This window comes from Curtobacterium sp. VKM Ac-2884, assembly GCF_015350945.1.
Classification (GTDB): domain Bacteria; phylum Actinomycetota; class Actinomycetes; order Actinomycetales; family Microbacteriaceae; genus Curtobacterium.
Map to the genome: position 1 here is coordinate 134,180 of NZ_JADKSA010000005.1, position 21,085 is coordinate 155,264.

The window sequence follows — 21,085 nt, forward strand, 5'->3', positions numbered from 1 at the left end:
TCATCAGCACGCTCGACTTCCCGAAGGGCTTCCTCTGGGGCGCCGCCACCGCCGCGCACCAGATCGAGGGCAACAACATCAACTCGAACTGGTGGGTGCACGAGCACGAGCCGGACACCACCATCGTCGAGCCGTCCGGCGACGCCGCGGACAGCTACCACCGCTACCGCGAGGACATCCGGATCGCCGCCGAGCTCGGCCTGAACTCGTACCGGTTCAGCATCGAGTGGGCGCGCATCGAGCCGGAGCGCGGGTTCGTCAGCCGTGCCGAGGTCGACCACTACCGGCGCATGGTCGACGCCTGCCACGAGTTCGGCATCGAGCCGATCGTCACGCTCATGCACTTCACGGTGCCCCGCTGGTTCGAACGTGACGGCTTCTGGCGCGCACCCGACGCGGCCGACCTGTTCGCCCGCTACACCGAAGCCGCGCTCCCGGTGGTGTCCGACGGTGTCCGGTACGTCTGCACGATCAACGAGCCGAACATCGCGGCGATGCTCGCCGGCGGCGAGGACGCGTCGAACCTGGTGGCCTACGGCTTGCCGAACCCGGACCTGGGCGTGGCCGACGCCCTGCTCGAGTCCCACAAGCGTTCGCGGGAGGTGCTCTCCCAGGTGGGTGGCATCCAGAGCGGCTGGACCGTCGCGACGCAGGCGTTCAAGTCCAACGGTGAGCCCGGCGCGGACGCGATGCTCCGCGAGTACGGGTACCCGCGCGACGACTGGTACCTCGAGAACGCCGCTGGCGACGACTTCCTCGGCGTGCAGGCGTACACCCGGACCTTCATCGGCGCTTCCGGCCCGTTGCCCGTGGCGGACGACGTCGAGACGACCCTCACCGGCTGGGAGTTCTACCCGGAGGCCTCGGCCGACGGGCTGCGCAGCGCGTGGGAGCTGTCCGGCGGCGTCCCGCTGATGATCACCGAGAACGGCATCGCCACCGCGGACGACACCCGTCGCCAGGCCTACACGCAGGGTGCTCTCGAGCGGATCCACCGCTGCATCGAGGACGGCATCGAGGTCCTCGGGTACCAGCACTGGTCACTCCTGGACAACTACGAGTGGGCGTCCGGCTTCCGTCCGACCTTCGGCCTGGTGTCGTGGGACCCGGAGACCTTCGAGCGCACGCCGAAGGACTCGGCCCGCTGGTACGGCGGGGTGGCCCAGGCGAACGCCCTCGACGTCGCTGCCGTCCAGCCCCTGGCGTAGGACTGCGTCAACGGCTCCCCGATCCTCGGATCGCGGGGGAGTCCTGCTTGGACGTCGCTTGATCGGCCACCGGCCGGTGCCCGATCAAGCGACGTCGCAGGAACCGTCCCATCGGGGTGTCGACCCATCGGTGGACTGCCCAACCCAGGACGACGGACACCACCACGGAGATCAACACCACTGGTGCCCAGTGGATCTCGGTCACGCCCGACGCTCCCATGAGCCGCGGGAGCGCTTGCGCGACCAGCGGATGGGTCAGGTAGAGCGCGAAGGCCGAGTTGCCGGCGATGACCAGCCAAGTCGGGATGCGGCCGCCGAGCCGGCGCTCGGAGGCGATGAGGAGGCCGAAGCTGGCCGTCAGGGCGCCGAACACCACGACTGCCAAGACCGGTGACGACTCCTGCCGGACCATCTCGATGACGCCGTACAAGGCCGTGCAGAGCAGCGTTGCGAGAACCGCCGGCCGGATCCGTCCGGTCCGCGCCGCGCGACCGATCCACATCCCGGCAGCGAGGAAGAGGACCACGGGGTCGGCGTAGAACCAGAGCACGCTGCCTCCTTCGGGTCGCCAGATGGACAGGACCGCGACGACGATCAAGACGGGTGTCACGAGTCGGAGCGGGTCGACCCGGACCGCGATCGCCAGCGTCACCAGGAGGTAGAACGCGGCTTCGAAGATGAGCGTCCACTCCACACCCCACAGCGCACGGAAGTCGCCCGAGGAGTCCCGTGACGGCACGAGGAGGAGCGATGCGATGATCCGGGTGGGGGTGATGTCGCCGTCGAACATGGCACGGGGAGCGAGCAGCGCCGCCGCGACCTTGATGCCCGTCATGATCCACGCCAGGGGGAGGATGCGGATCGCACGGCGCAGCGCGAAGGTCGACCAGTCGGGCTCGCGACCCGAGTCCACGACGTGGACGACGACGAACCCGCTGATGAGGAAGAAGGTCCAGACGCAGAGATCGCCAATGAGCTTGATCTCCGGGGCCGCACCGCTCGACCCGGAGTCGCGGTTGAACCAGTAGCAGGCGTGGAAGGCCACGACGACCAGCGCACTGATGAAGCGGAGTGCCTGGACGCCCCGGTAGGTGTTGATCGTCATGGTGGTTCCTCGGTGCTGGTGGACGGGCGACCATGCGAACCTGTCACACCCCCCGTGTCAGCACAAAGTATTTCAGATTTCTGGGGATGAACTGACGTTCTCCCCTTCCCCCGTGTGCTGGGTGCCGAGGAGTGCGCTGATGCGTCTCGCGCCCCTGAGGACCGCGATCTCGAGCGCGGTGCGCCCTTCGGTGTCGGGCAGGTCGACTCGAGCACCCCGGTCGACGAGCACCTCCGCGGTGGCGATCTGGTCGAACCATGCAGCGGCGTGGAGGGGTGCGAAGCCCCACCGGGGATCGAGTGCGTCGTGGTCCTCACGCTCGGCGCTGAAGCCCTCGAGTGCGAGCGACAGCCCGCCGATGTCGCCGAGGGCAGCTGCGCGGACCGCCGGCGTCGCCCAGTCGACCCAGCCGTCGGCGAAGGGCCCGCGCCAGCCGTGGGTGGGACGTTCCTCGAGCCCGGACCACACGGTCTCGTCCACCGGGTCGACCGTGAGCGAGAGTTCTGCGAACGACATCGCGAGTTCACCCGTTGGTGAGACGAGGAGTCGGAGTTCCCAGAGCGAATCCCCGACGTGGCCGATCTCACCGCGGACGACGTGGACGTCACCACCCAACAGGTCCAGCGGTCCGGACGCCGCCGGGCTGGCCGAGGCACCCGTCAGGCGGAGCGAGATCCGAGCGTGGTTCCAGCGTCGCCACAATCCGTGTTCGGTGTCGAGTACTTCATCGTTGCGGACGATCACCGCGAACGACACACGCCGGTCCGTCATCTCCCACGACTCGAAGCGCGCTCCGTCCCAGGCGACGGACGCGAGGGCCGCGACCGACGGCGGCGCGTCGGAGACCAGGCGCGCGAGGTGCTCCTGGTAACCGGGGACGTCCTCGATCGAGGCGTAACCGGGACTCGGCCAGTTCAGGTGACTCCATTGCACCTCTTGACGATACCGATCCGCGCCCTGATCGCTGCCCGTGGAACGGCGGAGGCCGCCCACGATCGTGGACGGCCTCCTGGTGTTCGGGTGCTGCGGTCAGCCCTTCGTCACGGTGTTGTCACTGCCGAGGTCCTCGACCGCCGACTCACCGCCGTGGGTGATCGAGTTGCCACTGCCCGGGACGATGATCGACTTGGCGGACTGGACCTTCACGGTGAGCTTGCTGCCCTCGATGACGAGCTTGTCGGTGGTCCCGACCGTGAACGTCACGCCCTTCTTCGGGGCGTCGACGATGGCGATGGATGCGCAGTCGGCGACCTCGACGGTCTTGCCGGCGGCGGCCTGCGACGCGAGGACCGTCAGCTGTCCATCGATGCACTTGCCGTAGTCGACGGTCTCAGCGGTCGCGCTGGCGCTGGGCTTCGCAGACGCCTTGTCGTCATCGGCCGTCGAGCAACCGGCGAGCGTGAGTGCGGCGGCTGCTCCGAGGCAGACGACGGCGAGTGCCTTCAGGGGAGCGGTGGGGGTCATGGTTTCCTCCAGGGTGTTCGGTTCGGATGGTGGTCGGGATCACGAGCAGTGTTCGACGGATGGTCGGTCACGCTGGTTCGTCGGCGGCGCGACGGCCGTGGTCGGGCGTGACCGTCGCGCTGCCCTTCTCGTCGCTCGAGTACCTGTAGTAGGTGGCAGCGGAGTGGTGTTCTCGTCGGCGCATCGTCAGGACGATCCCCATCGCCCGGCCCCCGATGTTCTCGAGGGTCTCGAGCGCGCTCCGGAGCTGTGGGCGGGTGGCTCGGCCCGCTGCCGAGACGACGAGCGCGCCATCGGTGAGGCGGCTGAGGATCGCGGCATCCGTGACCGGCAGCAGCGGGGGCGCGTCGATGATGACGGCGTCGTAGTCGCGGGTCAGCACCTCGACCAGCTGGAGCATCGCCTCGCTCGCGAGGAGCTCGCTCGGGTTCGGCGGGATGCTGCCGGACGGGAGCACTCGGAGTTCGCCGCGACCCCAGGGCACCAGCACGTCGTCGAGTTCGGCGCGACCGATGAGCAGGTCGGTGAGCCCGACGGCTCCCTCGACACCGAGCATCTCGGCGATGCGTGGTCGCCGGAGGTCGGCGTCCACGAGCGCGACGCGTGTTCCGGTCTCCGCGAGTGCGAGGGCCAGGTTGGCGGCGGTCGTCGACTTGCCTTCCGACGGCAGCGCCGAGGTGACCGTGAATGCCCGTCGCGTGCCGCCCAGGTCGACGAACTGGACGTTCGTGCGCAGCGCGCGGAATGCCTCCGCGCCGGGGTTGCGGGGGTCGGAGTGGACGATCAGCGCCGACGTCTTGGCCGTCGCGTCGAGCGCGATGTCCCCGAGGATCGGCGTGGGCGTCACCGATTCGACGTCGGCTCGCGACCGGACCTTGTTGTCCAGCAGGTGGCGCAGGAGCACGAAGGCGACGCCCAGGGCAAGCGCCCCGACCACGCCGAGCGCGAGGTTCTTCACGAGGCTCGGCGAGGCCGCCGTCGTGGGGAGCGCGGGCGGCTGGATCATCTTGATGCCGACGAGCGAGGGGCCGCCTTCTGTCGAGCGCTCCAGCTCGGCGGTGACGACGTGCGCCAGGCTCTCGGAGACAGCGGCTGCGATGCGTTGCGCGTCCTTCGGCTGCTCGTCGAGGACGGACACGTCGATCAGGACGCTGTTCGCCGGCGAGGTGGCGGAGACCCGTTCAGCGAGGGACTCGACGTCCGTGTCCAGGCCGAGCTCGTCGATCACGGGTTGGAGCACGCTCGCACTCCGGACGACCTCGACGTAGGACGTCACCTTCTGCTGCGCGGCACTGTTCCCCTGGACGACCTGCGAAGTGTCGTCCCCGCTGGCACGAACCGAGACGAAGAGCTGCGACTGTGCCTGGTAGAGCGGGGCGACGAAGATCGTCGCGGCGATCCCGCCGGCGAGGCCGACGGCGGCGATCAGTACGAGACTTCGCCAGGAGCGCTGGCAGAGGTGCAAGAAGTCCAGAAGGGTCACGGGGGCTCCCGGGGTCGAGTGCTGCAGATCGGGTTGATTGGCATAAATATATCACACGACAGCATATGGGACAACGGAGACGCCCTCGGCTCATCGCGCGAGGGCGTCTCCGTGTCCGTGGGTGTTACTGCTTGGGGGTGAGGGTGAAGGGGGCGGAGGTGGAGGTGGTGTTGTCGGTGCGGGTTTGTTCCGCGGTGAGGGTGTAGGTGATGTTGGGTCCGAAGCCGCGGTAGAACTCCCAGACGCCGTTGTTGTTGGCGGTGACGGTGGTGAGGGTGCCCCACTGGGAGCTGACCTTCACGGTTGCGCCGGGGCTGGCGATGCCGTGCACGCGGGTGCCGCCGGTGGCGTTGTACCCGTCGATCGGGCCGGCGATCGCCACTGGTGCGGTCTGGGACGGGATCGGCAGGAGCGTGAATGCTTCGGATGTGGATGTCTGGCGGTCGCTGAGGGTCTGGGTTGCGGTGAGGGTGTAGATGACGTTGGGTCCGAAGCCGCGCCAGAAGGACCAGTTGCCGTTCTTGTCGGCGGTGACGGTCTTGATGGTGTTCCACTGCGTGGCGATGTCGACGGTGGCGTAGGGGGTCGCGGTGCCGGTGACCTCGATGGACTTGCCGTTGGCGTAGGTGGCGGGGCCGTTGATCACGACGGGCAGCAGCTGCTGGTCGCCGTCGCCGGTGACCTGCACGTCCGTGGTGGTGCGCAGGTTGCCCTTGGAGTGCTGCTCGACGGTGATCAGGGTCGCCTCGGTGGATGCCGGGATCTCGATCTCGGTCGAGTACACCCCATCGACAACGGTCGTCGTGGCGGTCTTGCCGCCAGCCTTCACCGTCATCCGCGCGCCGGTCTGGCCGGTGCCCTCGACGGTGACCATGCCCGGGGTGATCTTCCCCGCGGTCGGGGAACCGATCGTGGCTGCCTGACCGTAGTCGGCGGTGGTCGTGGCGGTCTGGACGCCCTCGATCCCGGACTGCTCGATCCGGATGCTCTGCTCGCCCGGACCGATCGGGTCGATCTGGGTCGACCAGGTGCCGTTGCGGACGGTCGCGGTCCCGATCCGCTCGGCGCCGTTGAACAGGGTGATCGTGGCCCCATCGACACCAGTACCAGCAACCGTCGCCTTCCTCGACATGTCGTTCTCATCGAACGTGACGGTGCCGGTGGGGTCGGCGATCGTGGACGCGCCCGGGTTGACGGTCACTTCCGCGGTCGTGGTGTTCTGCCCCTTGGACTGCTGCGACACCACGAGCGTGTGCTTGCCCGGGGTGAGGTCTTCGGTCGTGACGGACCAGATGTTGTTGCCCATGACCGAACCTGTGGCGAGTTCCTTCGTGGAACCCTTCTCCGTCACCGACACCGTCGCACCGACCTGGCCGCGACCGCTCATCTCAAGTGGCCCGCCGGGGAAGTCGGAGTCCTTCTCCGGGGAGGTGATGCTGATCCCGGCGCCGTAGTTGATGGTGTGCTCGACCGGGGTGGTCTCATCCGAACCGCCGCCGGTCTTCGCCAGCCGCTGCGTGACCGTGACCGTGTAGTCGCCGGCCTTGTTCGGTGCCGGCAGTGCGTACTCCCACACGCCGTCCGTGCCGACCGGGGCCACGTACGTCTGCTGCTCCGGGGTGCGGATCACGACGTCCGCAGCCTTGTCCGCGGTGCCGGAGAGGTGCACCCGCTCGTTCGTGTTGTCCGAGAAGGTGTTCTTCACCGTCAACGGTGCGATCGCGAGGTCCACCTCGACGGTGATCGGCTCCCCGATCCGGTTGCCGTCCTTCCACTGCTCGACCTTCACGGTCTGCTTCCCGAGCTTCAACCCGGTCAGCTGCTTCGACCAGCGCCCGTCACCATCAGCCTCCGCCGGGATCGTGTCATTGATGATCAAATCCGCACCCGGCTCCGCCGTGCCCTTCAGCACCGCAGAACGCCCAGGAACATCAACCGACGCCACCTGAGCTCCGAGTTGGCTGAGGGAGTACTCCGTCGCCCCCGTCCCGTAATGCGCGTACTGGCGCCCTTCGGAAGCCTGGAAGCCGTCAATGTGCAGTTCTTGGTTTGCCTTGTTCACCAGCTGACCGTTGACCAGCTTGAAGTGGCTCAGGTCGGACGAGGCGTTGCAGGTTGAAGTCGCGATAATGATCTTGCGTGAACTGACACCCAAGCAGTTCGTGTACTGGCCGTACTTCCACGTGAGAGTCGACCACGAATCGGACGATACGTCGAACGTCCGCGCATTGGCGACCGCCTCCGTTCGAGAGGAATACTCGATGAAATGGACGGCGTTGCCGGTCTTCGCCATTGCCCAGAACGAGCCGCCCCCGGACAGCACGAAGGGCATCGACTCCGTTGCAGTGATGCCGGGAGTGCTGGTTGTGGCGGTTGCTGCGGCGGTGCCGAAGCTGAGGCCGGAGACGAGGGTGGCTGCCGCGATACCCGCGGCACCGATCGCCTTGAAGGAAGTACGCATGATGATGCTTTCTGTCTGGGCTCGACAACGATGAGCGACGTCGAGTCGCGGAGAAGGGAAGGTGGCGAGAGGCTGAGCCCTACACCGTTGATATAAGAATATCACATGCACAGCGCCCTTGCTGGCCTACGCACCACCCCCGGTGCTTGAGTCTGCTCGACGCAAGTTTCGGCAGGCGGGCTTGCGGTCTGCCACCAGGTGAGTAGAGTTGAGTCCATCGGACGCAAGTCCAACGACTTACCTCGAGCAAGAAGGAGCACCACACATGGGACGTGCAGTAGGCATCGACCTCGGAACCACCAACTCGGTCGTCAGCGTTCTCGAGGGCGGCGAGCCCACCGTCATCGCGAACGCCGAGGGCCTCCGCACCACGCCGTCGATCGTCGCCTTCACGAAGGACGGCGAGGTCCTGGTCGGCGAGACCGCCAAGCGCCAGGCCGTGACGAACGTCGACCGCACCATCGCGTCGGTCAAGCGTCACGTCGGCACCGACTGGACCGTCGAGATCGACGGGAAGAAGTACACGCCGCAGGAGATCTCGGCCCGTACCCTCGGCAAGCTCAAGCGCGACGCCGAGCAGTACCTCGGTGAAGACGTCACCGACGCGGTCATCACCGTGCCGGCGTACTTCAACGACGCCGAGCGCCAGGCCACGAAGGACGCCGGTGAGATCGCCGGCCTCAACGTCCTCCGCATCATCAACGAGCCGACCGCGGCTGCGCTGGCCTACGGCCTCGACAAGGGCAAGGAAGACGAGCTCATCCTGGTCTTCGACCTCGGTGGCGGCACGTTCGACGTCTCCCTGCTCGAGGTGGGCAAGGACGACGACTTCTCGACGATCCAGGTCCGCGCGACCTCCGGCGACAACCGCCTCGGTGGCGACGACTGGGACCAGCGCATCGTCGACTACCTGATCAAGAAGTTCAAGGACGAGCACGGCGTCGACCTGTCCACGGACAAGATCGCCAAGCAGCGCCTGAAGGAAGCGGCTGAGCAGGCCAAGAAGGAACTGTCGTCGCAGATGTCGGCGAACATCCAGCTGCCGTACCTGACGCTCACCGCCGAGGGCCCGCTCAACCTCGACGAGACCATCTCGCGCGCACAGTTCGAGCAGATGACCTCCGACCTGCTCGACCGCACCAAGAAGCCGTTCAACGACGTCATCAAGGAAGCCGGTGTCTCGGTGGGCGACATCGCCCACGTGGTGCTCGTCGGTGGCTCGACCCGCATGCCCGCCGTGGCCGAGGTCGTCAAGCAGCTCACCGGTGGCAAGTCCCCGAACCAGGGCGTCAACCCGGACGAGGTCGTCGCCGTCGGTGCCGCGCTGCAGGCCGGCGTGCTGAAGGGCGAGCGCAAGGACGTCCTGCTCATCGACGTCACGCCGCTGTCGCTCGGCATCGAGACCAAGGGCGGCCTGATGACGAAGCTCATCGACCGCAACACCGCGATCCCGACCAAGCGGAGCGAGACCTTCACGACCGCTGACGACAACCAGCCGTCGGTCGCGATCCAGGTCTTCCAGGGCGAGCGCGAGTTCACCCGCGACAACAAGCCGCTCGGCACGTTCGAGCTCACCGGCATCGCGCCGGCTCCCCGTGGCGTCCCGCAGGTCGAGGTCACCTTCGACATCGACGCCAACGGCATCGTGCACGTGTCCGCCAAGGACAAGGGCACCGGCAAGGAGCAGTCGATGGTCATCTCCGGCGGCTCGTCGCTGCCGAAGGAGGACATCGAGCGCATGGTCCGCGAAGCCGAGGAGCACGCGGCCGAGGACAAGGCCCGTCGTGAGGCCAACGAGCGTCGCAACCAGGCCGAGCAGCTCGTCTACTCGATCGAGAAGCTCATCAAGGAGAACGACGACAAGCTCCCCGAGGACGTCAAGTCCGAGGTGCAGGCCGACGTCGACGCGCTCAAGTCGGCGCTCGCGGGCGAGGACGAGGACGCCGTGAAGACGGCCTTCGACAAGCTCAACGAGTCGCAGGGCAAGCTCGGCCAGGCCATCTACAGCCAGCAGGACGCCGGCGCCCCGGCCGGCGAGCAGCCCGCGGGTGAGCAGCCGGCGGACGACGAGGACATCGTCGACGCCGAGGTCGTGGACGACGAGGACGACAAGGACAAGAAGTAACGATGACGGATCCCAAGGACAACGTCCCGAACGAGGACGAACCCCAGGTCGAGGGTGACGCCACGAACGCGGCCGAGCCCGAGGACCTCATCGAGGCGGAGGGGCCTGACGTCGAAGTACCGACGGACGGCCCCGCCGCGGGTGGCCCGGCAACGGACGCGGCGAACGACCTCTCCCCGGAGGACCAGGCCCTGCTCGACGACGCAGCCCGCGGTATCCAGGAGGACAAGCTGTCCGACACGGACCGTGACCTCGTCGCCGAGATGCGTGCGGACATGCTCCGTGCACAGGCCGAGCTGGTGAACTTCCGGAAGCGCGTCGAGCGTGACCGCGAGGCCAACCGCGAGGTCGCCATCGCCGAGGTGGTGCGGGCCCTGCTGCCGGCGCTCGACGACCTCACCCGGGCCGAGGCCCACGGTGACCTCGCCGAGGGTCCGATGCAGGTCATCGGCCAGAAGATCCGCGGGGGCTTCGAGAAGTTCAAGCTCGTGCAGATCGGCGAGAAGGGTGAGGCCTTCGACCCGAACATCCACGAGGCGATCGTCCAGCTCCCGACCCCGGGTGCCACCGGCCAGACCGTGGCGGACGTCGTCGAGCCGGGCTACAAGCTCGGCGAGCGCGTCCTACGTGCGGCCAAGGTCGCGGTGGCGGTCCCGGCCTGAGCCGGAACGGAAGGTAGGTACCAGTGGCCAGTCAGGACTGGTTCGACAAGGACTTCTACAAGGTCCTCGGAGTGTCGAAGGACGCGTCGGAGGCCGAGCTGAAGAAGACCTACCGGAAGCTCGCGCGGCAGTTCCACCCGGACTCCAACCCGGGTGACGCCGCGGCGGAGAACCGCTTCAAGGAGATCAGCGAGGCCTACTCGGTGCTCTCCGACAAGGAGCAGCGCCAGGAGTACGACCAGGTCCGCGCCATGGGCTCCGGCGCCCGCTTCACGGCGGGCGGCGGAGGCCAGGGCGGTGGTTTCGAGGACGTCTTCGGTGGCATGTTCGGCCAGCAGGGTGCCGGCGGGGGCGGACAGCGCGTCCGCTTCGGCCAGGGTGGCCCGGGCGGTGCCGGCGGCTTCGAGGACATCCTCGGCGGGATGTTCGGCGGCGGTGGAGGCTTCGGCCAGACCTCCGGCGGCTACCGCGGATTCGGTGGACCGACGAAGGGTCGCGACGTGACGGCGTCGACGACGCTCGACTTCACCACGGCGATCGCCGGCGACACCGTCAAGCTGTCGCAGGGCAACGGTCGCCCGGTGAACGTCCGGATCCCCGCAGGGGTCGCGGACGGCCAGAAGATCCGGCTCCGCGGCCGTGGCGAACCCTCGCCCGACGGCGGCGAGGCCGGTGACCTGGTGGTCGCTGTCACGGTCCGCAAGCACCCCGTGTTCGAGCGCGACGGGCTGAATCTGCGACTGGACGTCCCCGTGACGTTCGTCGAGGCAGCTCTCGGCGCGACGATCGAGGTCCCGACGCTCGGTGGTTCGCCCGTCAAGCTGAAGGTCGCTCCCGGCACGCCGTCGGGTCGCGTCCTGCGGGTCAAGGGCCGCGGCGTCGCGACGAAGAACGGCACGGGCGACATGCTCGCGACCGTCCAGGTCGCGGTGCCGTCGCACCTGTCGGACAAGCAGCGTGAGGCCGTCGAGGCACTCGCCGAGGCGCTTCCCGACGAGAACCCGCGCGAGGACCTCCTCGCCAAGGCGCGTGACTAGCGTCACGCAACCACAGCAGTAGACCCGGCCTGGAGGCGCGGCGCGGCTCCGTCAGGAAGCCGCACCGGGCCTCCAGGCTGGTTCTCACCCCACGCGAACGACGGAAGGAACACGCCATGACCGACATGGACGAGAACTCGCCCGTCTTCGCGATCGCGGTCGCAGCGGAACTGGCGGAGATGCACCCGCAGACGCTGCGGCAGTACGACCGGCTCGGCCTGGTCGTGCCGGGGCGGACTCGTGGTGGGTCGCGTCGCTACTCGATGCGCGACATCGCGCAGCTGCGCGAGATCGCGCGCCTCGGCTCCGAGGGGGTGTCGCTGGAGGGGATCCGGCGGGTGCTCGACCTGGAGAACGAGAACAAGGACCTGCGTGACCGGGTGCGCGAGCTCGAGACCGCGTTGGCGGACCAGCTCATCAACCGTCCCGGAGCGCGCGTGTTCGCCGCGACGACGACAGGTGCCGCGGTGTCGCTGCGGGCCGGGGTGCGGCCGCAGCGGAACACGCAGATCGTGCTGTACCGCGGGCCGCGCTAGGGAACGACGACGGGCCCGACGCTCCTGGAGCGTCGGGCCCGTCGTCGTCGATCGGGGCGGATCAGCGAGCGGAGTCGACTCCGACCGGGTTCTCGAAGCCGGTGACGGCGCGCTTCGTCACGGTGTTCGCGTTGCCGAAGTACTCCATGGCCCGCGCCGGCTGGCCGACGATCTTCAGCGCACCCGAAGCAGTCCGCTCCCAGACCGTGCCGCGTTCGTCGCTCGCGTTCGAGACGATCGTCCAGCCGCTGGACGCGGGGCCAGCGGCCTGCAGGCACGTGCCGTTCTCGAAGACGACCTGGCCCGTCTCTCCGATGGCAGGAGCGGACACCGTCGCTGCCGACTCGGCGGCGGCGTCGAACGTGCGGGAGATGCCGGGGACCACGACGACGGCACCGTCCGAGCGGAGGTCGAACGACATGAAGACATCGGCCTGCCGCTCGACGACGAGGTGGATCTGCTCAGTCGAGCTCGTGTCGGCCGCCTGCGCCGTGGCCGGCGTGGTGGCCACGAGTCCGGCGACTGCGACGGCGGCTGCGGCGATGGCGATGGGCCGGGCGATGGTTGCGGTGTTCACGATGTGGATTCCTGTTCTGTCGTCTCGGGTGGGGGGGGGGTTACTTGGGGCCGATGAGGGCGATGGTGTGGGTGGCGTCGGTGCCGGTTTCGGTGAAGGTGATGAGGTAGTCGACGGTGGGGCCGATGGTGCGGTTGAAGCTCCAGGTGCCGTTGGTGTCGACGTCGGCGGAGCCCATGGTGGTGCCCCATTGGTTGACGGCGGTGATGGTGCTGCCGGGGGTGGCGGTGCCGGCGAAGGTGTTGTTGCCCGGGGTGTAGGTGTCGCCGTTGTGGTGGCTCATGATCTCGAGGGGGGAAGAGGCGTGGGGTCCCTTGAGGCTCAGGGTGGTGGTGGCGTCGGTGCCGCTTTCGGTGAAGGTGATGACGTAGTCGACGTTCGGGCCGATGACGCGGTTGAAGTGCCACTGGTTGTCGGTGTCGACGTCGGCGGTGCCCATCGGGGTGCCCCATTGGTTGAAGGCGGTGATGGTGCTGCCGGGGGTGCCGGTGCCGGCGAAGGTGTTGTTGCCGGGGGTGTAGGTGGTGCCGTTGTGGTGGCTGCTCACGCGGAGCGTGGAGGTGGGGTGGGGTGCTTTCAGGGCGAGGGTGGTGGTGGCGTTGGTGCCGCTCTCGGTGAAGGTGATGACGTAGTCGACGTTCGGGCCGATGGCGCGGTCGAAGCTCCAGCGGCCGTTGGCGTTGACCTCGGTTTCGCCCATGACGGTGTTCCACTGGTTGACGGCGGTGATGGTGGTGCCGGGGGTTGCGGTGCCGCTGAAGGTGTTGCCGCCGGGGACGTAGGTGCTGCCGTCTTGGTGGCTCGTGACCCGGACGGAGGATGCGGGCTTCGGGCCCTTGAGGTCGAGGGTGGTGGTGGCGCCGGTGCCGCTCTCGGTGAAGGTGATGACGTAGTCGACCGATGGGCCGATGGCGCGGTCGAAGCGCCAGAAGCCGTCGGTGTTCACCTCGGCTTCGCCCATGCGGCTGCCCCACTGGTTGACGGCGGTGATGGTGCTGCCGGGGGTGCCTCGGCCGGCGAAGGTGTTCCCGCCCGGGGTGTAGGTGGTGCCGTTCTGGTGGCTCGTGACGCGCAGTGGGGAGGTGGTGTTCTCCTTCGGGTTGAAGGTGATGTTCTCCATCTTCGAGGTGCGGCCGTCGGTGGTGGTCTGGGTGAAGGTGAGGGTGTAGCCGTCCTTGGATGCCAGGTCGGCGGAGGCGGTCCAGCCGGCGGTGCTGGAGCGGCTCTGCTTGGCTTCGGTGGTGAAGACCTCGTTGCCGTCCTGGTCGGTCGCGGTGATCGTCGCGCCGGACTCCGCGGTGCCGGAGAACTCCCGCACACCCGGCGTGTACACGTTCTCCTTCTCGACACCGTCCACCTCGAGCAGACGTGGCAGGGCGACGCGCTCGGAGGTGGCGCTGAAGCGGGAGCCGTCGAACTGCAGTGCGACGAGGTCGAGCTGCTTGCCCGTGTGGCGCTGGTCGATGTTGAAGCTCCAGCCGTTGTTCGCGGCCGCGTACGAACCGACGACCTCGTCGCCGTCGAGCACCCAGATGCCGCTGGTCTGCTGCCGCTCGCCGATGACCTGGATCGTGCCGTTGGGGAGCACGTTGACGTCCTGGACGGCGGGCTGCGCGGTGTCACCGTCGACGGGCAGGGCCTCGAGTTCGCGGATCGTGGCGTCGGAGGCTGCGTCGCCGGTCTTGGCGATGACGGAGATCGTCTGCCCGACGTGGGACGCGGGGACGGTCACCGTGTAGCGGCCCTCGTCCGGGGTCGCCTCGGCGATCGGGGTGCCCTCACTGGTCTGCGCGACGACGGAGGTCGCGGCCGCGTCGACCGTTCCGCTGATGACGAAGCCGCCGTCGAGGCGACGGTCGACGGTGTCGACGGCCGGCGCCGCCGGGGCGTCGTCGGAGGTCTCGGTGAAGGAGATGTCGCGCATCACGGTCGTGCGGCCGTCGGTCGTGGTCTGCGTGAACGTCAGGTCGTAGTCGGCGCCGGCGGCGAGGTCGGCGTCGGCGGCCCAGGAGCCGGCAGCTGCACGGGTACCGTTGACCGTCGCCTCGAAGAGCGTGGCGCCCGAGGCCTTGTCCGTGGCAGTGATCGTGGCGCCCACGGTCGCGGTGCCGGTGAAGTGCTTGGTCCCCGGCGTGAAGGTGTTGGCCTCCTTGAGGCCGGCGATCTGCAGGGTGCGGGGCATCGGGATGCGGTCGGTGCGCGTCTGGGTGCCGTCCTCGGCGGTGTGCACCCGCACCATGTCGATCTGCTGGTCCTTGTGACGGTCCTGCACGAAGAGCTGGAAGAGGCCGCCGTCACCGACCGAACGGTCGACGACCTCGTCGCCCACGAGCAGGTAGACGTCATCGCTGCCGGCGGAACCCAAGACCGCCGAGGAGCCGGTCGTCGTGTTCGCGATCGACTGGACCGAGGGTGCGGGCATCGAGTCGTCGACCGGGATGCCGTCGATCGGCGAGCTCGTCACCGAACTCGAAGCGGTCGTGTGCGATTGGACTGCGGCGTGTGCGGTCAGTGGAACGGAGAGGCCCGCGCCGAGGGTGGCGACGAGCACGGTGCACGTGACTGCGGTCGCGCGGAAGGGGGAGGGTGCCATGGAGGACTCCTTTGGTGGGGGTATTCACATGGTACCCATATGTGAAATACAAATAATGGAAGCATGCCGAGCGCAAGGACAACGGGCCCGACACTCGGAGAGCGTCGGGCCCGTTGTCGCAGGTGGGGGGTTGGTTGGGTGGTTACTTGGGGCCGATGAGGGCGATGGTGTGGGCCCAGCCAGCACGCAACGCTGACCATCGGTACGCTGACGCGGTGCCCGACTTCGCCGACCTCTTCCGCCGCCGCGACGAACCCGCTCCGGACCTCATCGCGATCGACGGCACCGACCGGTTCCTCATCGACGAGGCGCCGCACGTGCACGGTGACGCACTCCGGCAGCCCGGCGAGGTGGCCGTCGTCGATGACCGCCTCGGAGTCCTGACCCTCGGACTCATCACGCAGTACGGCGCCTCGGACATCCGTGTCGTGCAGGACTCACTCGTGGGGGAACGGGCACTCGAGGCCAACGCCGGCACGTTCGGGCTGCGCGGCTTCCACCACCCGGACTCGCTCGAGGACGCCTTCCGCGACGTGCGGCTCGTGGTGCTGCGGCTGTCGAAGTCGCACGACCGGCTCGACGAGATCGCCCGAGCAGTTGCTCGGTTCGCCGCTCCCGACGTCGTGCTGCTGTGCGGCGGCAACGTGAAGTACATGCACGTGTCGCAGAACGACGTGCTGCGACGCTCGTTCGGAGAGGTCACGGCCTCGCGGGGGCGGGGGAAGTCTCGGCTGCTCATCGCGCAGGACCCGCTGCGCGCTCAGGCGAACCGTGCTGCTGCGACCAACCCGTGGCCGCGGTCGGTGCACGTCGACGACCTCGGCATGACCCTCGTCGCGCACGGTGGGGTGTTCGCGGGGACCTCGCTCGACCAGGGCACCCGGGTGCTGCTCGAGGCGATGGACGACGCTGTGCCGACGGCCCGGACCGTCGTGGACCTCGGATCGGGCAACGGCGTCATCGCGGCGGCGATCGCGCTGCGCCGACCGAACGTCAAGGTCGTCGCGACGGACGTATCCCGGATCGCGGTGGCGTCGACGCGTGCGACGGCCGAGGCGAACGGTGTCGCCGACCGGGTGACCGCTCTGCGCACCGATGCCGGCGACGAGCTCGCGGCTGGGTCCGCCCAGCTGGTGCTCTGCAACCCGCCGTTCCACGCGGACACCACGGTGACCACCGACGCGGCCGAGGCGATGTTCCGGAACGCGGCCACGATCCTCCAGTCCGGCGGTGAACTGTGGTGTGTCTGGAACTCGCACCTGCGCTACCGACCGGTGCTCGAGAAGGTCGTCGGACCGACCCGGCAGGTCGTCCGGACCGACAAGTTCACCGTCACCGCGTCCCGACGGGCATGACGAAGGGCGGCCGCGCACCGCGCGACCGCCCTTCGTGGAACCGCTGACTACGCCGGGACGTAGTCGAACGTGTCGGGGTCCGGACCCGTTCGGTGGCCCTTGTCGAGCGTCGTGATGTCCGTCATGTCCTCGTCGGAGAGCTCGAAGTCGAAGATCGCGAAGTTCTCCTCGACGCGGGCACGCGTGACCGACTTCGGGAACACGATGTCGCCGCGCTGGATGTGCCAGCGGAGCACGACCTGCGCCGGGCTCTTGCCCGTGGCACCGGCGATGCGGGTGATGGTCTCGTCGTCGAGCACGAGGCCCTGGGCGATCGGCGACCAGGCCTCGGTCGCGATGCCGAGCTCGCTGTTCACGGCGCGGAGCTCGTCCTGGGCCAGGTACGGGTGCACCTCGATCTGGTTCACGGCCGGCGGGACGTCCGTCTCGGCACGCAGGCGGCGCAGGTGGTGCGCCTGGAAGTTGCTGACGCCGATCGAGCGGGAGGTGCCGGCGGCGTAGAGCTCCTCGAGCGCCTTCCACGTCGGGACGAAGTCCGAGACGGTGGGCAGCGGCCAGTGGATGAGGAACAGGTCGGTGTAGCCGCCGAGCAGGTCGGCCGACTTCTTGCCGTTCTCGGCAGCTGCCGAAGGGTCGTGGAAGCCGTTGTTGAGCTTCGAGGTGACGAAGATCTCGTCACGAGGGATGCCGGACGACGCGATGGCCTCGCCGACCTCCTTCTCGTTGCCGTACATCTCGGCGGTGTCGATGTGGCGGTAGCCGACCTCGAGCGCCGTGAGCGTCGCTTCCTTGGTCGACGAGGGGTCGATCTGGAAGACGCCGAAGCCGAGCTGCGGGATGGTCTTGCCGTCGTTCAGGGTGATGTTCGGAACGGTCATGGTGTCATGCAACCAAACGACCCCCAGCAGCCATTCCGGCAACGTCCAGGATCGGGCACCCCGGGCGTGCCCCTCAGGACAGCGCGGCGGCGATGTACGCCTGCAGCGCCTGACCGTAGGCGATCGCGGGGACCTCGGATGCGAAGCTGCGGTCCGTGCCGTCGATCGTCGCGGTGACCGTGTAGACGATCCGGCCGCTCACCGACACCCGGGTCAACCCGATGAACGACGGCCCGAGGAGTTCGCGCAGCTGGTCCTCGCGTGGCAGCCAGAGTGACTCCGAGGCGGTGACGGAGTCGAGCGCCCACTCCGTCGTCCCGTTGAAGCCGAGGATCGTGCCGGTGGGGGAGTCGTGTCGTTCGACGGTCATCTCGGACACGGTGTAGACGTCCTCGTCCACCTCGGGCTTGTCGATGACGAACCGGTCGCCCGTCTCGGGGTGCCAGCGCAGGCCGGCGTCGCGGAGGGTCCTGGCGAGTGCAACGGTGATCACCTCCCCACCCTGCACGCGCGAGACCGCGCTGTCACCACGAAGTCGAGCTGTCACCACGTAGGTTGCCGAAAGCATCCCGTACTAGCATCGCCGAGCACCCCCATGCGCGAGCCCTACCCGACCGCGCGCGTGACGTGACGACGCCCGGGCAACCGGTGCCGCGCCTCCAGGCCGACCAACCGGCCACGGGGCGGGCCACCGGCCGGCGTCCCGACCGAGGCGACGGACACCCCGTCCGCCGAAGAGAAGGACCCGCATGACCCTCGAACGCGAGGAACTCCGCGACGGCTGGACCGTGACCATGGCCGGAGGAACCGGCGCGCCGGACGGCGTCGCGGGACGCAGCATCCCGGCGACGGTGCCGGGGCAGGTGCACACCGACCTGGAGCGGGAGGGCCTGCTGCCGGACCCGACCTTCCACCTGAACGAGCAGGCCGCGAAGTGGGTCGGCCGGGCCGACTGGGCCTACCGCACCGCGGTCGACGTCGACCCGCGGGGCCACGAGCGCGTCGACCTGGTCTGCGACGGCCTGGACACCGTGTCCGAACTGAGCCTGGACGGCGTCGTCGTGGGCACGACCCGGAACATGCACCGGCGCTACCGCTTCGACGCGCGCGTGCAGACCGGGTCCGGCGCGACGACGAAGGACCTCGAGATCCTGTTCGAGTCGCCGTACCGCGAGGCCGGCCGGGTCGCCGCGAAGGCCGGCAGCATGCCGGGCCCGTACGACGAGCCGTTCCCGTACATCCGCAAGATGGCGTCGAACTTCGGCTGGGACTGGGGACTCACCGCCGTCACGAGCGGTCCCTGGCGACCGGTCGCGATCGAGCGGTGGTCGACCGCGCGGCTGCGCGAGGTCCGACCGCTCGTCGACGTCGAGGCCGGCGAGGGCGTGCTCGACGCCCACATCACGGTCGAGCGCTCCGGCTTGAACGACCTGGACCAGGACGGCGAGGACGACGACCTGGTGCTCGTCGTGACCGTGAGCGGCCTGAAGGAGGACGGCACGCCGACGCGGCAGCGGTCGCGGGCGCAGCTGACACCGAAGGACGACGAGACCGTCGTCACGGTGCGCGTGCCCGAGGCACTGCGCTGGTGGCCCCGCGGCTACGGCGCGCAGGCGCAGTACGACGTGGTCGTCGAGCTGCAGACGGTCGACGGTGAGGTCCTGGACCGCGACACGTTCCGCACCGGCTTCCGGTCGACCCGGATCGACACACAGGTCGACGACATGGGGCGGCCCTTCGGCGTCCACGTCAACGGGACGCTGATCGACGTGCGGGGCGTGAACTGGATCCCGGACGACGTGATCATCTCGCGCGTCGACCGCGCACGCCTGCAGTCCCGTCTGACCGCTGCGGCCTCGCTCGGCACGAACCTCGTGCGCGTGTGGGGCGGCGGCGTGTACGAGTCGCGCGACTTCTACGAGGTCTGCGACGAGCTCGGCCTGCTCGTCTGGCAGGACTTCCCGTTCGCGTGCTCGGCGTACCCCGAGGTCGAACCGATCCGCAGCGAGGTCATCGCCGAGGCCCGCGACAACGTCGCCCGCCTCGCCCGGCACCCCTCGCTGGTTCTGTGGAACGGCAACAACGAGAACATCTGGCTGCACGACGTGGACGGCTGGGCGGACTCGCTCGGTGACCGCGGATGGGGCCTCGACTACTACCTCGACCTGCTGCCGACGATCGTCGACGCGGTCGACCCGTCGCGCTTCTACACGGTGGCGTCGCCGTGGTCGGGCGCCGAGTCGCTGCCCGCGAACGACGTCGACCACGAGACCCACCACTCGTGGGAAGCCTGGAACCGCCTGCCCGACACCGCGTACCGCGGATCCGTGCCACGGTTCGTGTCCGAGTTCGGCTGGCAGGCGCCGCCCGCGTGGCGGACGCTGCGGGACGGGGTCGCGGACGAGGTGCTGTCGCAGGACGCACCCGGGGTGGTCCACCACCAGAAGGCGGCCGACGGGATGGGCAAGCTGGCCCGCGGCGTGGAGCCGCGGTTCGGCACGGGGCCCTTCTCGTTCGATGCGTGGCACTACCTGACGCAGCTGCAGCAGGCGCGGGCGATCGCGACGGGCGTCGAGCACTGGCGCACGCACTGGCCGCGCAACACGGGTGTGGTCATGTGGCAGCTCAACGACCTGTGGCCGGTGTCGTCGTGGTCGGCGATCGACTCGGCGGGCCGGCTGAAGCCGCTCGCGCACGAGCTGCGCCGGTTGTACGACGACGTCCTGCTGACGATCCGTCCGGTGTCGCGTGTGGCGGTCGCGCCGTCGACCGTGTCGGGGCCGGCAGCCTCGCCGGCTGCTCCGGCTGCTCCGGCGTCTCCGGCCTCGGGAGCGGTCGCACCTGGCTCGCCGGTCGCGCCCGACTCGTCGGTCGCGTCCGGTGCGGATCGGACGGGAGGCCCGGATCACCCCGGCCACTCGGCCTCCGCCGGCGAGACGGCTGATCTGGGCGACCTGGCGGACACGCTCTCGCTCGGCGTCTCGCCCGGTGCGTTCGGGTCCTCGCCCGTCGAGGTCGCCGTCCGGTCCACGAGGGGCGGCCACGACAGCGTGGTGCGCGTGCGACGGGTCACCACGGCCGGCACGATCCTGGCCGAGGTGTCGCTGCCCGTCCGGTTGTCGTCCGCCGGGGTCGCCGTCGTCGCCCTGCCCGAGTCCGTCGGCGTGGTCGACGACCCCGCGCGCGAGCTCATCGTGGCGGACATGGACTGGCGTCGGGCGGTCTGGACGCCGGGCCCCGACGTCGACGTGCGGTGGGAACCCGCGCGGTACCGCACGTCGTTCACGCCCGTCGACGGCGGGCTCGACCTGACCGTCGAGGCCGAGACGCTCGTCCGTGACCTGCTCGTGCAGCCCGACCGCGTGACCGAGGCCGGTGCCGTGGACCGTGGGTTCATGACGCTGCTGCCCGGGGAACGGGTGACCTTCCGGCTCACCGGCGTGACCGAGGCCGACATCCCGGCGCTCCGTGCCGAACCCGTCCTGTGGAGCCTGGACCGCGCACTCGGCCGTTGATATGCAGAACGACACGGTGATATATTTGGTGGTGCGCCGCTCGTTGTCGTGACCCGTGCGACTCCGGCGTCCGGTCGACCCCCCGT

The 21,085-nt window shown here is 68.9% G+C and carries 16 protein-coding genes; 7 read left to right on the forward strand and 9 right to left on the reverse strand.

The genetic code is table 11. The annotated features are described in order from the left end of the window. Positions 1-2: 2 nt before the first annotated feature. The gene (locus tag ITJ60_RS14465) at positions 3-1,208 is read left to right on the forward strand and encodes a glycoside hydrolase family 1 protein (RefSeq protein WP_194648607.1); all 1,206 of its coding nucleotides are present in this window, start codon (positions 3-5) and stop codon (positions 1,206-1,208) included. Between the two features lie 7 nt (positions 1,209-1,215). Here the strand turns inward: ITJ60_RS14465 and ITJ60_RS14470 are convergent, their stop codons facing one another. From ITJ60_RS14470 to ITJ60_RS14490, 5 genes are all read right to left on the reverse strand, one after another. Further along, positions 1,216-2,313, reverse strand: coding sequence for an acyltransferase family protein (locus ITJ60_RS14470; protein WP_194648414.1), 1,098 nt, complete (start codon positions 2,311-2,313; stop codon positions 1,216-1,218). A 72-nt stretch (positions 2,314-2,385) separates the two neighbouring features. Then, complete coding sequence (locus ITJ60_RS14475; RefSeq protein WP_194648415.1) at positions 2,386-3,246, reverse strand: hypothetical protein; 861 nt, start codon at positions 3,244-3,246, stop codon at positions 2,386-2,388. 96 nt (positions 3,247-3,342) lie between these two features. Beyond that, the gene (locus tag ITJ60_RS14480) at positions 3,343-3,777 is read right to left on the reverse strand and encodes a DUF3060 domain-containing protein (protein ID WP_194648416.1); all 435 of its coding nucleotides are present in this window, start codon (positions 3,775-3,777) and stop codon (positions 3,343-3,345) included. 67 nt (positions 3,778-3,844) lie between these two features. Next, positions 3,845-5,260, reverse strand: coding sequence for a polysaccharide biosynthesis tyrosine autokinase (locus tag ITJ60_RS14485; RefSeq protein ID WP_194648417.1), 1,416 nt, complete (start codon positions 5,258-5,260; stop codon positions 3,845-3,847). Positions 5,261-5,384: 124 nt separating this feature from the next. Further along, positions 5,385-7,832: a hypothetical protein gene (locus ITJ60_RS14490; RefSeq protein WP_194648418.1), complete on the reverse strand. Its 2,448-nt coding sequence runs from the start codon at positions 7,830-7,832 to the stop codon at positions 5,385-5,387. 154 nt (positions 7,833-7,986) lie between these two features. Between ITJ60_RS14490 and dnaK the strand changes: the two genes are divergently transcribed. From dnaK to ITJ60_RS14510, 4 genes are all read left to right on the forward strand, one after another. Continuing rightward, positions 7,987-9,846 (forward strand): molecular chaperone DnaK, encoded by a 1,860-nt coding sequence (gene dnaK, locus ITJ60_RS14495; protein ID WP_194648419.1) that lies wholly within the window; start codon positions 7,987-7,989, stop codon positions 9,844-9,846. 2 nt (positions 9,847-9,848) lie between these two features. Further along, positions 9,849-10,508: a nucleotide exchange factor GrpE gene (locus ITJ60_RS14500; protein WP_194648420.1), complete on the forward strand. Its 660-nt coding sequence runs from the start codon at positions 9,849-9,851 to the stop codon at positions 10,506-10,508. Positions 10,509-10,531: 23 nt separating this feature from the next. Further along, the gene (locus ITJ60_RS14505; RefSeq protein WP_194648421.1) at positions 10,532-11,545 is read left to right on the forward strand and encodes a DnaJ C-terminal domain-containing protein; all 1,014 of its coding nucleotides are present in this window, start codon (positions 10,532-10,534) and stop codon (positions 11,543-11,545) included. Between the two features lie 125 nt (positions 11,546-11,670). Beyond that, on the forward strand, positions 11,671-12,081 hold the full coding sequence (locus ITJ60_RS14510; protein ID WP_194648608.1) for a heat shock protein transcriptional repressor HspR: 411 nt from the start codon (positions 11,671-11,673) through the stop codon (positions 12,079-12,081). A gap of 61 nt (positions 12,082-12,142) precedes the next feature. On the opposite strand, the gene ITJ60_RS14515 is transcribed toward ITJ60_RS14510, so the two are convergent. After that, entirely contained in the window at positions 12,143-12,658 is a 516-nt protein-coding gene (locus ITJ60_RS14515) for a hypothetical protein (protein ID WP_194648422.1), read from the reverse strand. 40 nt (positions 12,659-12,698) lie between these two features. Continuing rightward, positions 12,699-15,251: a hypothetical protein gene (locus ITJ60_RS14520; RefSeq protein ID WP_194648423.1), complete on the reverse strand. Its 2,553-nt coding sequence runs from the start codon at positions 15,249-15,251 to the stop codon at positions 12,699-12,701. Positions 15,252-15,466: 215 nt separating this feature from the next. Here ITJ60_RS14520 and ITJ60_RS19370 point away from each other — a divergent pair, with 215 nt between their 5' ends. Beyond that, positions 15,467-16,606 (forward strand): class I SAM-dependent methyltransferase, encoded by a 1,140-nt coding sequence (locus ITJ60_RS19370; RefSeq protein WP_323749186.1) that lies wholly within the window; start codon positions 15,467-15,469, stop codon positions 16,604-16,606. A 47-nt stretch (positions 16,607-16,653) separates the two neighbouring features. On the opposite strand, the gene ITJ60_RS14530 is transcribed toward ITJ60_RS19370, so the two are convergent. Both ITJ60_RS14530 and ITJ60_RS14535 read right to left on the reverse strand, forming a co-directional pair. Further along, positions 16,654-17,484, reverse strand: coding sequence for an aldo/keto reductase (locus ITJ60_RS14530; protein ID WP_194648425.1), 831 nt, complete (start codon positions 17,482-17,484; stop codon positions 16,654-16,656). 73 nt (positions 17,485-17,557) lie between these two features. Beyond that, positions 17,558-17,977, reverse strand: a complete 420-nt coding sequence (locus tag ITJ60_RS14535; RefSeq protein ID WP_194648426.1) for a pilus assembly protein CpaE — start codon at positions 17,975-17,977, stop codon at positions 17,558-17,560. Between the two features lie 256 nt (positions 17,978-18,233). On the opposite strand from ITJ60_RS14535, the gene ITJ60_RS14540 reads away from it, so the two are divergent. Continuing rightward, positions 18,234-20,999 (forward strand): glycoside hydrolase family 2 protein, encoded by a 2,766-nt coding sequence (locus ITJ60_RS14540; RefSeq protein ID WP_194648427.1) that lies wholly within the window; start codon positions 18,234-18,236, stop codon positions 20,997-20,999. Positions 21,000-21,085: the final 86 nt, after the last annotated feature.

Coding starts and splice junctions, on each gene's coding strand:
- ITJ60_RS14470 (WP_194648414.1), bottom strand. CDS start 2,313: ATGACGATCAACACCTACCGGGGCGTCCAGGCACTCCGCTTCATCAGT.
- ITJ60_RS14480 (WP_194648416.1), bottom strand. CDS start 3,777: ATGACCCCCACCGCTCCCCTGAAGGCACTCGCCGTCGTCTGCCTCGGA.
- dnaK (WP_194648419.1), top strand. CDS start 7,987: ATGGGACGTGCAGTAGGCATCGACCTCGGAACCACCAACTCGGTCGTC.
- ITJ60_RS14500 (WP_194648420.1), top strand. CDS start 9,849: ATGACGGATCCCAAGGACAACGTCCCGAACGAGGACGAACCCCAGGTC.
- ITJ60_RS14510 (WP_194648608.1), top strand. CDS start 11,671: ATGGACGAGAACTCGCCCGTCTTCGCGATCGCGGTCGCAGCGGAACTG.
- ITJ60_RS14520 (WP_194648423.1), bottom strand. CDS start 15,251: ATGGCACCCTCCCCCTTCCGCGCGACCGCAGTCACGTGCACCGTGCTC.
- ITJ60_RS14530 (WP_194648425.1), bottom strand. CDS start 17,484: ATGACCGTTCCGAACATCACCCTGAACGACGGCAAGACCATCCCGCAG.
- ITJ60_RS14540 (WP_194648427.1), top strand. CDS start 18,234: ATGACCCTCGAACGCGAGGAACTCCGCGACGGCTGGACCGTGACCATG.